Below are 12,512 nucleotides of genomic sequence, written 5' to 3'. Positions count from 1 at the left end.
TAGTCGCCTCGGTGCTCCTGCACCATGCGCACGGCGCGCTCGCGGACCTCGGGTGAGAACTTGTTTGACTTTGTCATGGCTCCATATTCTCAGACGTTGGAGCCTCCTCAATTCCCGGGGCGGTTCAAACACGATGTGGCGAAGCACTCTCAGGATTTTCAGCTGCTGCGCTCTTTCCTGGGGCGGCGGCGGCTCGGTGTTGGCTCCTTTGAGGACGTCTTGTGAAGCTCCTCTGTCTACAGCCCCGCTCTCGGCTACGCCGGTTGCGTCGGCCTTCAAGCCCCGAGACCTGAGCTGCGGCAGCAAGCCCTCTTCCCCGGGATAGTGTTCTGCATAGAAGGCATCGAAGGCGCCCAGAACACGGGTGACGACATCATGAACTGTCCGAATGGCCAGTCTTTCAGGCACCCCCAGCAAGTGGCCGGCGGCCAGTACCGCCTCGGGCGTCACCTGATCCAACCGAACGACTTCCTGCGACAGGTGAATGGCCAGCGGCACGTGTGGCCACAGGCCATGGTCATCGGCGAACGCGCGCGTGTGGTAGACCCCTGTGGCCAGCAAGTCATAGTGCGGTGACAGGTCGACGCGCCCCGGGCTGACCAGGAACGACAGGTTCTTCAAGTGGCAATCGTCGTTGGCCACCAACAGGTTGAAAACCAGCCATCGAAAGAGCAGCACAGGTGTCGTGAGCTTGTCCGAGCAAGCCTGTGAAATCTCTCGCAAGACCTGTACGCTCTTCCCGTACTTGAACACGCGCGATTTGTTGAGCAGCTGGCACGCGTCGATGACGTGGACGCGCTGTACATCGGGAGGCCTTTCGGCGGTCTGTGGTGCAAGCTCGGCCGGGTCAAATCGGCGATCGAACCGTTCGATGGCGTAAACCGTCTGAGGCACATGCAAGAGCTCCACCGTCGGCACATCAAGCCGGGCCGCGTGCGCCAGCTTCATGGTGAGCCATTCCAGGTAAGCCGATGCGGGGTAGGTTTCGCTGGAAGGATGGTCTGGCTTGAGGATGTGCGTCGACGGCGTGGAGCCCACAGGCTCATAGATGTCCTGGCCCTTGAGCACCGCCAACATCTTGTGTTGTGCGCCTGCCAAGGACATTCGCTTGGGTGCTTGCTTCGTCAGGGTGGAGCGTGGCAGTTCCTGGATACGCTGGCTCAGCTCTTCATAAGGCAGTGCCTTCAGAGCACGATGCGCCGGAGGCTCCTGACCCTCGGGGAGCAGCGTCAACGAACCTGCAGACTCGGCTCCCAGGTATTCCAGCAGCGCAAAGGCATCGTCGTGATTGCGCAGCTTTGCATCGGCGGCGATGAGCTCCCGGAGCTTCTCTTCGGGCAACAGGTTGTCGAAATACCATTGCACCGGGCGTAGCGTGGCGCCATCACGGTTCAGCAGCTGGGTGCGAGGCAGCGCGGGGCAAAGGTCGAAGCTGTCCTCTCGGGTGGCCCATGACGGCAGATACGCAAGCGTCCAAAGGTCTTGGTCCTCATGAAGGGTGGCCACTTGCACCTGATTGATGAAGATTGTGAGGCGTCGTCCTCCCTGAGGCAGCTGCTCTGTCTCTGCATCAGGCATCGGGGTCTCCTGTCGCAGGGTCGGCCTCTATTGACCCACGGTCGTTCGCCGGGATGGGGCGCTTCTGGTTCGTTCGTCTCCTTGGGTTGGTACGAAGCGCCTGACGCGACAAGGCCTTGCTCATCTCGTCTCTGTAGGAAGCCCCTTCGGAGTCCGGAAGCTCCAGGGCAAGCTTCACCCCAAGGCGATGCAACAGTTGCAGGACCATGCCCATCTGGATGGTCGCCTTGCCATTTTCCAGGTCAGTCATGAACTGCTTGCTCACCCCAGCGGTGAGTGCGAAGTCGTCGATGCGAATACCTGCCCGCTTGCGCAGCGTTCTGACGGCAACGCCGGCGTCCAGTACGGAGGTCAAAGTGATGTTCATAAATATTCCTGCACTCATGGGAACCATCCCTGAAAATCCGCGGGATGCGCCAAAAAATTCCTTCGAACGAAGGAATTTTTAACAAGTCAGTTCGTTCTGTCAACCAAGTTCCTGCGATAAAAGGAACATACTCATGTTTTCTATACCCAGTGGCTACATTTCCTACGAATCCAGGAATATTTCGGGTGGCGGTCCAAGGTTGAGGCAGTGCCGCTGACGGCACTGCTTGGCCTGGGCCGGGGCCACGACCAGCCGCAGCGTGCTCACCCGCTACCGGGGAAACGCACTTCCGCATGGCTGGGCAGCTTTTGCATGCACGCTTCAAACAGGGGACTCTGCAGCCAGTGGGTCAGCCACGCCTGGACACGCGCGAGGGGTAGCGCGTTGAACCACGCCGGGTCCACGGCGGCGAATTGCCTGACGAAGGGGAAGATGCCGATGTCGGCCGCGCATGGCTGTGCGCCGCCCAGAAAGTCGTGCTCGGCCAGGCAACGCTCCAGTTCATGCAACAGCACGGCCACCGCTTGCTCACGGTGGAAGGTGCGCCTGTCGGTCGTCGCCGTGTCTGTGGTGTCCTGCGTGAACCGTTCGGCGTACTTGTAGCGGTCCAGGTGGTGTTTGAAATCGCCGTCGTTGCGTTGCAGAAGCTCCAGGTTTTCCGGGGTCTGCGCCCTGCTCCACCAGGCCTGTGCTTCGGCATCTGCGCTTTCATGGGTCAGTGCCCATTGCACGATGTCCCAGCTCTGCTCCAGCACCTGGCCACTGGGCAGCACCAGCACGGGCACCGTCCCCTTGGGTGAGGCAGCCAGCATCGCGGCGGGCTTGTCGCGCAGGACGATCTCATGTGCGTCGAATGCGATGCCCGCCACCAGCAAGGCCATGCGCGCGCGCATGGCGTAGGGACAACGGCGGTAGGTGTAGAGCAGGGGGCGTGGCGGCTCCATGGCAGTGATCAGGTGGCAACCATCAGGTGTATTCGGGCAAGCCTATATTGTCGGGACTGCACGGAGAACGTTTTTTGGCATGAACAGAACATCGGTGGTCATCGTGGGCGGTGGCCTGAGCGGCCTGTATGCGGCCCATCTGCTGGAACAGGCTGGCCTGCACGACTATGTGGTGCTGGAAGCCCGCACCCGACTGGGCGGGCGGCTGCTGTCCGAGTCGGCGGGCGAGGCCCGTTTTGACCTGGGGGCCACGTGGTACTGGCCCGACATGCAGCCGCAGCTGGATGAGGTGATCCGCCAGCTGGGCCTGCGCACCTTCCGCCAGCATGAGGCCGGCATGATGGTGTTTGAGCAGAGCGCGACAGCGCCCGTGCGCCGCTTTGAGGGCCTGCAGGGCGAATTGGCGCCGTCGCTGCGCATTGACGGCGGCATGGCCCGCCTGGTGGATGCGCTGGCGGCGCGGGTGCCGGGCGAGAAGATCCGAACGGGTCATGTCGTGCGCCGTATGCAGGCATTGGATGAGGCACACACGCTGGTCGAGTCGATGACGGACGATGGGCAGGCGCACGCGTTTGTGGCCCACCATGTGCTGCTGGCCATGCCCCCGCGTCTGGTGGTGGAACGCATCGGGTTCGAGCCACCCTTGCCCGACCCTCTGGCCCGCGCCTGGGCCTACTGCCCCACCTGGATGGCGCCGCATGCCAAGTACGTGGCGGTGTACCCACGGCCTTTCTGGCGGGCGCAGGGGCTGTCGGGCGGCGCACGCAGCTACGCCGGCCCCTTGGTCGAAATTCACGACGCGTCTGCCGCTGATGAAGGCCTGGGGGCCATCTTCGGCTTCATCGGCGTGCCCGCCGCCACCCGGCAACGCCTGCCTGCCAAGGCACTCATCGATCTGTGCCGCGCACAGATGGGGCGCCTGTTCGGGCCAGAGGCCTTGAACCCGACGGCGGAGTGGCTGAAGGACTGGTCCACCGACGCCTTCACGGCGACGCCTGCCGACACCGTGTCTGCGGGTGGTCATGCCACGGCCCCGCCGGCTGCCCCGGGGGATGGCCCATGGCATGGACGGATCACCGGCATTGCCAGTGAATGGTCGTCGCTGTTTCCTGGCTATGTGGCGGGGGCGATTGATGCTGCTGCGGAGGGGACGAGGGCGCTGTCAATCAGCTAGTCGGAAGGTCACACTCATTGGCTGACTCCCCTGGTGTGACTCGTACGCTACTCGTCCGTGGTAGGTGAATGGTGCCGCTTTGGAGCCAACAAGTTTTTGAACACGCACGAAAAGGTCACGGTTAATGCCACACTCCGCATGATGAGTGATCTCATCACCACGAATACTACTGGGAACAGTTGAAGAGCAGAAAATGCGCTTATGTTTCCGGTAGGAGTACGTGACATGAGTTCCAGTTGCCCGGGTTCAACTACTTGCTTAGCAGTAGTGGAATCTCGTTAAACATCAGGGTTGGGCCATGGTCAAAGCAAAAGACGCCTCGCTGAAGCAGGTGGTGGTAGTTGAATGGTCATTCGCCCCTCTGCCCTAAGATACAAGGTTACTCTTTATATGCCGACAGACATGGTGCCTAGCCATTAGCAACCACGTGTGTGGAGCAGCGAACTGCAGAAGTAGCAGCTCAAGTCGGGAGAGAGTCCAGACATCCTTAAGAGAGTGTGATGCGGCTAGCAGAGCATGTTGACGTCAGTGTGGCCATGTCCGAACAAAGCATATAGTGCTATCGTACTCGGACACCATGCTACAAGACCTTCTCTCCGTTGTTTCTTCGAGCGACACTGGCTGTTAGCCGATTCACAGACGGTTGCAGAAAAAGCACTGGTATCCAGAGATTTCTCAGCTTTTAGGTACGTCTACAAGGATTTCGAATGAGTCGATATGTAAATCTTGATGCAATGATTCCGAGAGCCGATTTCGCTGTCTTGCCTGACGATTCAGAGCAAGGCCTGTCCGCTGATAAATTTGAAACCGTACATCTTCAGTCCCTCGGAGGTGACTCGCTAATTCTCCCCAATCTTAGAAAACCAGATTTTCAGCGAGAAACAAACCACTGGTCGCCAGAACAAGTTGTTCAGCTAATAGAATCTTTTGTCGACAATGAGTTAATTCCCGCCGTAATTCTATGGCCATCTAAGCAACATCTCTTCGTAATTGACGGGGGACATCGACTGAGCGCGCTTCGTGCGTGGATAGAAGACGATTATGGCGATAAACATATTTCGGTTCAATTCTTTGGACCAAACATATCCGATTCTCAGAAGCGTGCGGCTCAAACCACAAGAAGACTTGTAGAAAAACGTATAGGTTCATATCAGTATCTCAGGGGTTTGCTCACTGCTAATGCAACCCCTGATTCAGACTCACTAAGACGAGCCAGCAACATGGCGCGACGCTCGCTGCGGGTGCAATGGGTGGAAGGCAATGCAGAAAAAGCCGAAAGCTCTTTCTATAAGATAAATACACAGGGAACACCGCTCGACTCAGTTGAAGAACTACTAATCAAAAACCGGAGAAAAAGCACTGCGATCGCTGCGCGGAGTATCATTCGTGCTGGCTCAGGCCACAAATACTGGACCCGCTTTTCGTCCGAGTTCAAAAGGGACATAGAGCAAAACTCAAAGGAAGTTTTTTCGCTTCTATTTGAGCCCGATACACAAAACCCTGTCAAAACACTAGATCTTCCATTCGGTGGAAGTGCTGGAATACGTTCAGCGCTTGAGCTTCTAATAAGCTATGTCCAGTTCGCGACCCGAACTCAGCAAGGCGTTATTGAGATAGACAAACTAAATGACGACGAAGATGGTAGCGAAACCGTCAAGGCTTTGAGACAGACGTTAAAATTAACCAGCAGAATCACCGGCAACAAGGATGGGAGCTTGGGGCTGCACCCAGCAGTCTATTTCTATGGCCCAAGTGGACGACACTCCCCATCTTTATTCATGGGAATTGCCTTTCTAATCGCAGAGAAGTTGGCAAATAACGATGTAGCATTCTTTCGCATTTTCTCAAAGGCCAGAGGAGAGATGGAGCCATTTATTATTGCAAACAAGCGCCTTCTTGCATCAATAGCTCAGCAGACCCGAAGTACAAAACGGGTAGAAGTAATTGCCAAGCTTTTTGAAACAATGATTCGAAGATTTGCGAACGGCGAAGTGATGACTAGAGAAGATCTGGTGTCTGCAGCAGGCCTCAAATCTGAAGTCTTGTTGTCAGAGAATGAGGTCGATCACGCTGCAATAAGATTCAGCGATGACACAAAGAGTGCCACTTACATCCGTCAGGCGCTTGCCTCTGCATTGAAGTGTCCTGAATGCTCAGGATTCTTGCATCCTTCGAAGTCTGTGTCTTACGATCACAAAATTCGAGTAGCAGATGGCGGAAATGGGAGTGACGAGAACTGTCAACTGATGCATCCGTACTGCAATCAAACCATCAAGAACTAGTTACTAGCTTTACAAAATCACCAAAAGTGAGTATCCAATTTTTCTGAGACTCCGTATATGTAGCCCTCACCGAGGAGGTAGCTACGAGTTGAAGGCCTTTAACTTTCATTTCGGAAGTTTGATTTTCCGATATGGCGGGCTCAAGTGTGATTAGGTGCTTCGTTGGGATTCTGTCTGCCTCCGACAAGACCTGACGCCATCGGTCTTTGCATGTAGTTTTTGCGGCAAGCATCCTCAAGGGCGGTGATCCCACACTCAAATCTCGATATGATTTCACACTTGGAAAGAGGAAATCAGGACGCGAATTTCGCTCGGTTCTTGCACCACGGACATACTTGACACCGAGCGCCTTCAAAGCAGCCTCGATGTGATTCTCAAATGCATGCCCGACCCGTGATTTCCTTCGATTTTGCACCGAAAGAGAGAAGGAAATAAACTCATCAATTCCAGCGAATCCGCTCTTTATTTTTGATTCCAGAATTCTCTTTTCAAAGGCCCGGAAAATTCTTTCCTCCTGTTCCATCCATGATTCCAAAGCAAAATCGGGATCATCATGCACGGTCAACTCGTTGTCGAGACTGAGTCGAGCAAAATCCGAAAAGTCTTTGGTACTTGGAAACTGGCCCTTAAATTTCTCCACCGCCCGCTCTGCCAAATCATCAGCAGGTTCCACTGCTTGAATTCCCAGAGCCTCCAACAGGTAAACCCTAGTCAAATCAAGCGTTTTCTTACTAACTGAATTATCAATCTCCCACGCAGCATTGTTTAACTTTAAGTCGAACAAGTGGCATAGGCGACGCTGATGCACCGAACCAACGCCAGCAAAGATAATAAATAGCGTTCCATCAATTGCCTTGGCAACTATACACAGATCACCCGCACGCAAATTTTTGGTAACGCTGTTGCTCTTGTAATAAAGGCGATATTCAGGCGATCTACCAGTTTTATTGAGTCTAGTATCGTAGTATGTGACCTCGTCGATTAAAGATTCCGGCTCGCCTACATCCTCAAATTTTATATACCTAGCTTTATATCTAATTTTCTCCGCCCCAGGGTTACCGAGAATTGCAGTGAATTTATTAGATCCAATTTCGTGCTGATTTGATGCCTTTGTTGCATCAACTGCGCTTAGAAGTTTGGCGGCAAATCCAGAAAAATATGACGACATCTTTGTCATTTCTCTTTCCCCTGCACTTCCATCCAATCACCTCCATCCACTATCCACTCAGAAATCTGATTTATCGTCTCGGCAATATCCGAGTCTTGACCTTTCAATGCACACTCCCAGATGACTGCAACGCGCCAACCAGCACCAAGTAGTGCTTTCAAGCATCTTTCGTCCCGGCTCTGATTCTCTCGAATTTTTTTGATCCAAGAGCCAGTGTTCGTGGAGGGGGTTTTAAATAATCTGCACGAGTGACCGTGCCAGAAGCAGCCGTTCACAAAAATGACTGCTTTATGCCGAGGCAGGACGATATCTGGTTTACCGGGCAAATCTTTCCGATGCAAACGGAAACGGAAACCTAGTTGGTGAAGCAAGCTCCTAACCAAGAGTTCAGGCTTGGTGTTCTTCCCTCGAATACCGGACATCATCCGGCTTCGTGTCGCCGCATCAACGATGTCGGTCATTTTTCAGATGCCTCAGGCGACCATTCGTTCATCAATCACTTGATTCAAAGACCCCAGAATCATCGGTTGCATCGCACGAGCCACTGCTTCCATAACAGGCACTACAACCGAGTTACCAAACTGTTTGTAGGCACGGGTATCAGACACCGGAATTTTGAATGAGTCCGGGAAGCCCATCAAACGAGCGCACTCCCTAGGGGTCAGTCGTCGCGGGTTCTTCTTGCTGCCTTGGCTCACAAGGATCTCCGAGCCGTCCTTGTAGTAGCGGGCGGACAGCGTTCGAGTCACGCTGTCGGGAGTCACCAGCCCGAAGCCAAAGCCGTTACCAGCGGCCTGGTGCTTCTTTTTGTAGTCCTGCAGATAGGCCCAGAGCTTGTCAGTCAGCGTGTACTTGTCCAGCACACGCCCGGCCTTGTGGTCAAAGTACTTGTCACCATCGGCCTCAATGAACGGCTCGTCTTTTCCGCGGTGGAGGATCTCTCCCAGCAGATGCGAGCCCTTGGGAGGCAGGTCCACCATGTCCCAGTCGAAGATGACCGGATCACGGAAGCCGACAATCAGGATACGTTCCCGGTGCTGCGGTACGAAGTGCGCACCATCGATCACCTTGCAGTGGATCTGGTAACCCAGTTCGTCCTTCAGGGTGCGCTGGATCACGTCAAATGTCCTGCCCTTGTCATGCGACTGCAGGTTTTTCACGTTCTCCAGCAAGAAGGCCTTCGGACGCTTCTCGTCGATGATGCGCGCCACATCAAAGAACAGGGTGCCTTGTGTTTCATCCTGGAAGCCGTGAGCGCGGCCGAGTGCATTCTTCTTTGACACTCCGGCAATCGAGAAGGGCTGGCATGGAAAGCCACCGAGCAGGACATCGTGATCAGGAATTTCGCTCGCCTCTATCTTGGTGATGTCTCCGTTGATCGGGTGGCCGCCCGGATAGTTCTCAGCGTAGGTTCTTTGGGCGTATTCGTCCCACTCGCTGGTAAAAACGCACTCGCCGCCGATGGACTCAAAAGCCTGGCGGATGCCACCGATCCCGGCAAAGAGATCGATGAAGCGAAAGTCACCCAACGGTGCTTTGGACACGCCAAAGTCCAGTAGGCGCTGGAGTTCAGCCACCACGTGTCGGGGAGGAACAATCTCTCCCGCCTTCCAGCGCTGGAGGGTTCTTAACGAGACCCCGAAATGCCGCGCCATATCGAGGGCGGGCCATGCAGCTTGGGCTGCATTCAGGTACTTCAGGGCTGGCTGGTCGTCGGCAGTGGTGAGAATCATGATGTTCAGGCGGGAATAATTGACGACATTATGTCGCTTACTTGTCCCCCTGAACAGATATACAGTTACACCATCTCCCGTTGGACAAATCCGCTGAGGGTGACGCCATCCTCTACCGCCGTCACCAGCACCCCATCCACCCGCGCCAGTCGCGGGCCCTGGCGAGCCCAGTCGATGAGGGCTTGCACGGCGCTGGCCGGGCCTTGGGCCAGGGCTTCAACGCTGCCGTCTTTCCGGTTGCGCACCCAGCCTTGCAGGCCCAGGCGGGTTGCTTCTTCGGTCATGCTGGCGCGGTAACAGACGCCTTGCACGCGGCCGGTGATGCGCAGGTGGCGGGTGATGGTGTGCGTGGTGCTCATCCGGTGGCATTTTGCCGCCGCACGAACATGCGCCAGCCCCCGCTCTGGTTGACCACCATGCCGGCCAGCACGGTGGCGGTGCCGGCCCATTGCAGGGGGGTGGGCACCTCGCCCAGGAAGGTCATGGCGGCCACCAGGCCGACCACCGGCACCAGCAATGAGAACGGTGTGACGCGGCCGGCCGGGTGGCGTTGCAGCAGTTTCGTCCACAGGCTGTAGGCCAGCAGCGTGGCCAGCAGGGCCAGGAAGAGCACCGCAAACCATGCGCGGCCATCGAAGCCGGCCAGCTGCTGGGCCATGCTGGCGGTGCCGTCCACCCAGGCCGACAGCAGCAGGAAGGGCACGATGGGGACCAGGCTGCTCCAGACGATGAAGGGGAAGGGCTCGTAGGCGCCGGCCTGCGCGGCGCGGCGGGCCACCAGGTTGGACACGGCCCACATGAAGGCGGCGCCCAGCGTGAGCACGAAGCCGGCCAGCGTCATTTGCCGGGCGCCTTCGCCGTGGGCGCCGGCGATCATGAGCAGGCCGACAAAGGCGATGACCAGGCCCAGCCATTGGGTGGGGCGGGCACGTTCGCCCAGCACGGTGGCGGCCATGATGAGGGTGAAGAAGGCCTGCGTCTGCATGACGACCGAGGCCATGCCCGCCGTCATGCCCAGATGCAGGCCCAGGAACAGCAGGCCGAACTGCCCCACGCCCTGCGCCAGGCCATAGGCCACGATGAAGCGCCAAGGCAGCGCGGGGCGGCCCACGAACAGCAGAAAAGGCAACGAGGCCGCAGCAAAGCGCAGAGCGCCCAACATCATGGGGCTGAGCGACTGCAGGCCGATCTTCATGACGACGAAGTTGAGCCCCCAGATGACGATGACGCCCAGGGCGCGCAGCAGGTCACCGCGCGAGAGGTGGGTGGGTGTGGCGCTCATGCCTTGGCCTGATACGGGGCCTGCGGGCCGGGCAGTGCGCCCACATGCACCGGCCGGCCCTGCTGCGCGCGCGCCAGGACAAAGCCATCCAGCGCCTGCGCGCTGGTCTTGCGCGGGGTGTAGCCGAACACGGTCTTGAGGGCGGTGTTGAGCAACACCGGGCGGTAGCGCAGGAAGTCCAGCTGTTCGGGCCCGTAGCGCGTCAGGCCCAGGCGCGAGCCCACAGCCAGCGCGGCGGTGAGCAGGCCGGCGGGCAGATCGCGCGTGCGCTTGCCCAGGCGGGCGGCGATCTGGTGGATGGTGAGTGCGCCGTCACCGGCCAGGTTGTAGCAACCGGGCGGGGCGCCGTCCAGTGCATGGGTGATGGCGCCGGCCACGTCTTCGTCCCAGATGAAGACGAAGGGGCTGTCGCTGCCGCTCACGGCCAGCAGGCGGGGTTTTTCAAACAGGGCGGTGATCTGGTTGTCGACCCGCTCACCCAGGATGGTGCCGATGCGCAGCACGGTCTGCGCGAGCTGCGGGTGGTCGGTGCGCCATTGGGCCAGCATCTCTTCGACCAGGCGCTTGTGGTGTGCGTAGGCAAAGCTCTGGTTGCCGCGCAGCGGGTGCGATTCGGTCAGCCAGGCGGGGTTGTCGGCGTGGTAGCCGTAGGCCGCGCCGCTGGAAGACACCACCACATGCCGCACGCCTTGCGCCACGCAAGCGGTGAGCACGTTGCGGGTGCCGTTGACGTCGACGTCGTACTCAAAGTCGCGGTTGGAGTCGCGCCCCGGGGTGACGATGGAGGCCAGGTGCACCACGGTGTCGATGGCGTGTTCCTGCAGGGTGCTGGTCAGGGCCGGGTCACGCACGTCTTGCACGCGGTAGGTGACGCCGGGTTGCTGGCGTTCGGCGGGTACCTCGCGCACGTCCAGCGCGATGATGGCGTCGGTCTCTGGCCGGCGGGTCAGCGCGGCCACCAGGCCACGGCCCAGGAAGCCGTCGGCCCCGGTGATGAGGATGCGGCGCGCGCGTGGGGTGCACGGCGCTGGGTGGGTGCTGTTCATGCTTGTGCGGTCTGTTCGGTGGAGGCACCCTGGGGCTGGCGGCGGCCCCACCATTCGGCCAGCGCCAGGCCGGCGATGATGTCCCAGAAGCCCCAGACGCCGGCCACCACGGCCATGCCGCCCAGGCCCCCGAAGAAGCTGAAGATCAGCACCAGGCCCAGGCCGGCGTTGCGGATGCCGACCTCGATGCTGACGGCGCGGCGGTCATAGTCCTGCAGGCCGGTGGCGCGGGCACAGACGTAGCCGGTGCCGAAGGCCAGCGCGTCGTGGATGACCACAGCCAGCAGCACCAGGCCCACATAGTCCAGGAAGAAGCGCCAGTTGCCAGCAATGGCGCCGATGATGAAGCCGATGAGGGCCACGAAGCTGAAGATGCTGACCCCGCGCTTGACGCGGGCGGTGAAGGCCGGGAAACGGTGCGCGCACCACAGGCCCAGCACAAAGGGCAGGCCGATGATGGCGACGATGTGGCCGACCATTTCCAGCGGGTCCAGCGCAATGGTCTTGAGCAGCACCGAGGCCTCGGGGTGCAGGCTGCCCCAGAACGCGAAGTTCAGCGGCATGACGACGATGGCAATCGCGTTGGAGATGGTCGTCATGGACACCGACAGTGCCACATTGCCCTTGGCCCGGAAGGTGAGGATGTTGGACACGTTGCCCGGCGGACAGCAAGCCACCAGGATCATGCCCAGCGCGATGCTGGGGCCCACCTCCAGCACGCGGGTGAGCACGTAGGTGACCGCCGGCAGCACGATGAACTGCGCCGCAATGCCCACGGAGATGGCCCAGGGCATGCGCAGCACGCGCCGGAAGTCATCGACCCGGGTGTCCAGCGCGATGCCAAACATCAGAAAGCCCAGCACCACATTGAGCAGCGCCAGCGAGGCGGGGTTGAAGTTGAGCTGGATCTCGTCCACAGGCAGCATGAGGGTCTCCCG

11 protein-coding genes and 1 pseudogene are annotated in these 12,512 nt (G+C 58.6%); 2 read left to right on the top strand and 10 right to left on the bottom strand.

Annotation, left to right across the window (positions count from 1 at the left end; all coding sequences use genetic code 11):
• Positions 1–372: 372 nt before the first annotated feature.
• The 3 genes and pseudogenes from ACFQNJ_RS14375 to ACFQNJ_RS14365 all read right to left on the bottom strand — a co-directional run.
• Positions 373–1,578 (bottom strand): annotated as a pseudogene (locus ACFQNJ_RS14375) (HipA domain-containing protein); the annotation flags it as partial.
• Positions 1,571–1,945, bottom strand: coding sequence for a helix-turn-helix domain-containing protein (locus ACFQNJ_RS14370; protein ID WP_382258797.1), 375 nt, complete (start codon positions 1,943–1,945; stop codon positions 1,571–1,573). The pseudogene ACFQNJ_RS14375 and the gene ACFQNJ_RS14370, both read right to left, overlap by 8 nt.
• A 263-nt stretch (positions 1,946–2,208) precedes the next feature.
• A complete protein-coding gene (locus ACFQNJ_RS14365) occupies positions 2,209–2,889 on the bottom strand; it encodes a glutathione S-transferase (RefSeq protein ID WP_382258794.1) in 681 nt (226 codons plus the stop codon).
• A 79-nt stretch (positions 2,890–2,968) separates the two neighbouring features.
• Here ACFQNJ_RS14365 and ACFQNJ_RS14360 point away from each other — a divergent pair, with 79 nt between their 5' ends.
• Entirely contained in the window at positions 2,969–4,063 is a 1,095-nt protein-coding gene (locus ACFQNJ_RS14360; RefSeq protein ID WP_382258791.1) for a flavin monoamine oxidase family protein, read from the top strand.
• Between the two features lie 707 nt (positions 4,064–4,770).
• On the top strand, positions 4,771–6,345 hold the full coding sequence (locus tag ACFQNJ_RS14355; RefSeq protein WP_382258788.1) for a GmrSD restriction endonuclease domain-containing protein: 1,575 nt from the start codon (positions 4,771–4,773) through the stop codon (positions 6,343–6,345).
• On the opposite strand, the gene ACFQNJ_RS14350 is transcribed toward ACFQNJ_RS14355, so the two are convergent.
• The 7 genes from ACFQNJ_RS14350 to ACFQNJ_RS14320 all read right to left on the bottom strand — a co-directional run bounded on the left by ACFQNJ_RS14350 (position 6,335) and on the right by ACFQNJ_RS14320 (position 12,500).
• A complete protein-coding gene (locus ACFQNJ_RS14350; RefSeq protein ID WP_382258785.1) occupies positions 6,335–7,522 on the bottom strand; it encodes a type II restriction endonuclease in 1,188 nt (395 codons plus the stop codon). The genes ACFQNJ_RS14355 and ACFQNJ_RS14350 overlap by 11 nt on opposite strands.
• A complete protein-coding gene (locus ACFQNJ_RS14345; RefSeq protein ID WP_382258782.1) occupies positions 7,519–7,974 on the bottom strand; it encodes a very short patch repair endonuclease in 456 nt (151 codons plus the stop codon). The genes ACFQNJ_RS14350 and ACFQNJ_RS14345 overlap by 4 nt, the downstream gene beginning before the upstream one ends.
• Positions 7,975–7,986: 12 nt before the next feature.
• A complete protein-coding gene (dcm, locus tag ACFQNJ_RS14340; RefSeq protein WP_382258779.1) occupies positions 7,987–9,246 on the bottom strand; it encodes a DNA (cytosine-5-)-methyltransferase in 1,260 nt (419 codons plus the stop codon).
• Positions 9,247–9,311: 65 nt separating this feature from the next.
• Complete coding sequence (locus tag ACFQNJ_RS14335) at positions 9,312–9,605, bottom strand: acylphosphatase (RefSeq protein ID WP_382258776.1); 294 nt, start codon at positions 9,603–9,605, stop codon at positions 9,312–9,314.
• On the bottom strand, positions 9,602–10,528 hold the full coding sequence (locus ACFQNJ_RS14330; RefSeq protein ID WP_382258773.1) for an EamA family transporter: 927 nt from the start codon (positions 10,526–10,528) through the stop codon (positions 9,602–9,604). Before ACFQNJ_RS14330 ends, ACFQNJ_RS14335 begins: the two co-directional genes overlap by 4 nt.
• Positions 10,525–11,574 (bottom strand): SDR family oxidoreductase, encoded by a 1,050-nt coding sequence (locus tag ACFQNJ_RS14325; RefSeq protein ID WP_382258770.1) that lies wholly within the window; start codon positions 11,572–11,574, stop codon positions 10,525–10,527. The genes ACFQNJ_RS14330 and ACFQNJ_RS14325 overlap by 4 nt, the downstream gene beginning before the upstream one ends.
• On the bottom strand, positions 11,571–12,500 hold the full coding sequence (locus tag ACFQNJ_RS14320; RefSeq protein ID WP_382258767.1) for a bile acid:sodium symporter family protein: 930 nt from the start codon (positions 12,498–12,500) through the stop codon (positions 11,571–11,573). The genes ACFQNJ_RS14325 and ACFQNJ_RS14320 overlap by 4 nt, the downstream gene beginning before the upstream one ends.
• Positions 12,501–12,512: the final 12 nt, after the last annotated feature.

It is taken from the genome of Hydrogenophaga bisanensis (assembly GCF_042665135.1).
Taxonomy (GTDB): domain Bacteria; phylum Pseudomonadota; class Gammaproteobacteria; order Burkholderiales; family Burkholderiaceae_C; genus Hydrogenophaga; species Hydrogenophaga bisanensis.
The sequence above is the reverse complement of the archived record's forward strand: the minus strand, read 5'-3'. Positions and strand labels throughout refer to the sequence as shown.

Bases quoted from the DNA above. Each gene is read 5' to 3' on its own strand.
- ACFQNJ_RS14370 (WP_382258797.1), bottom strand. From the start codon at position 1,945: ATGAACATCACTTTGACCTCCGTACTGGACGCCGGCGTTGCCGTCAGA.
- ACFQNJ_RS14365 (WP_382258794.1), bottom strand. From the start codon at position 2,889: ATGGAGCCGCCACGCCCCCTGCTCTACACCTACCGCCGTTGTCCCTAC.
- ACFQNJ_RS14360 (WP_382258791.1), top strand. From the start codon at position 2,969: ATGAACAGAACATCGGTGGTCATCGTGGGCGGTGGCCTGAGCGGCCTG.
- ACFQNJ_RS14355 (WP_382258788.1), top strand. From the start codon at position 4,771: ATGAGTCGATATGTAAATCTTGATGCAATGATTCCGAGAGCCGATTTC.
- ACFQNJ_RS14350 (WP_382258785.1), bottom strand. From the start codon at position 7,522: ATGACAAAGATGTCGTCATATTTTTCTGGATTTGCCGCCAAACTTCTA.
- ACFQNJ_RS14345 (WP_382258782.1), bottom strand. From the start codon at position 7,974: ATGACCGACATCGTTGATGCGGCGACACGAAGCCGGATGATGTCCGGT.
- dcm (WP_382258779.1), bottom strand. From the start codon at position 9,246: ATGATTCTCACCACTGCCGACGACCAGCCAGCCCTGAAGTACCTGAAT.
- ACFQNJ_RS14335 (WP_382258776.1), bottom strand. From the start codon at position 9,605: ATGAGCACCACGCACACCATCACCCGCCACCTGCGCATCACCGGCCGC.
- ACFQNJ_RS14330 (WP_382258773.1), bottom strand. From the start codon at position 10,528: ATGAGCGCCACACCCACCCACCTCTCGCGCGGTGACCTGCTGCGCGCC.
- ACFQNJ_RS14325 (WP_382258770.1), bottom strand. From the start codon at position 11,574: ATGAACAGCACCCACCCAGCGCCGTGCACCCCACGCGCGCGCCGCATC.
- ACFQNJ_RS14320 (WP_382258767.1), bottom strand. From the start codon at position 12,500: ATGCTGCCTGTGGACGAGATCCAGCTCAACTTCAACCCCGCCTCGCTG.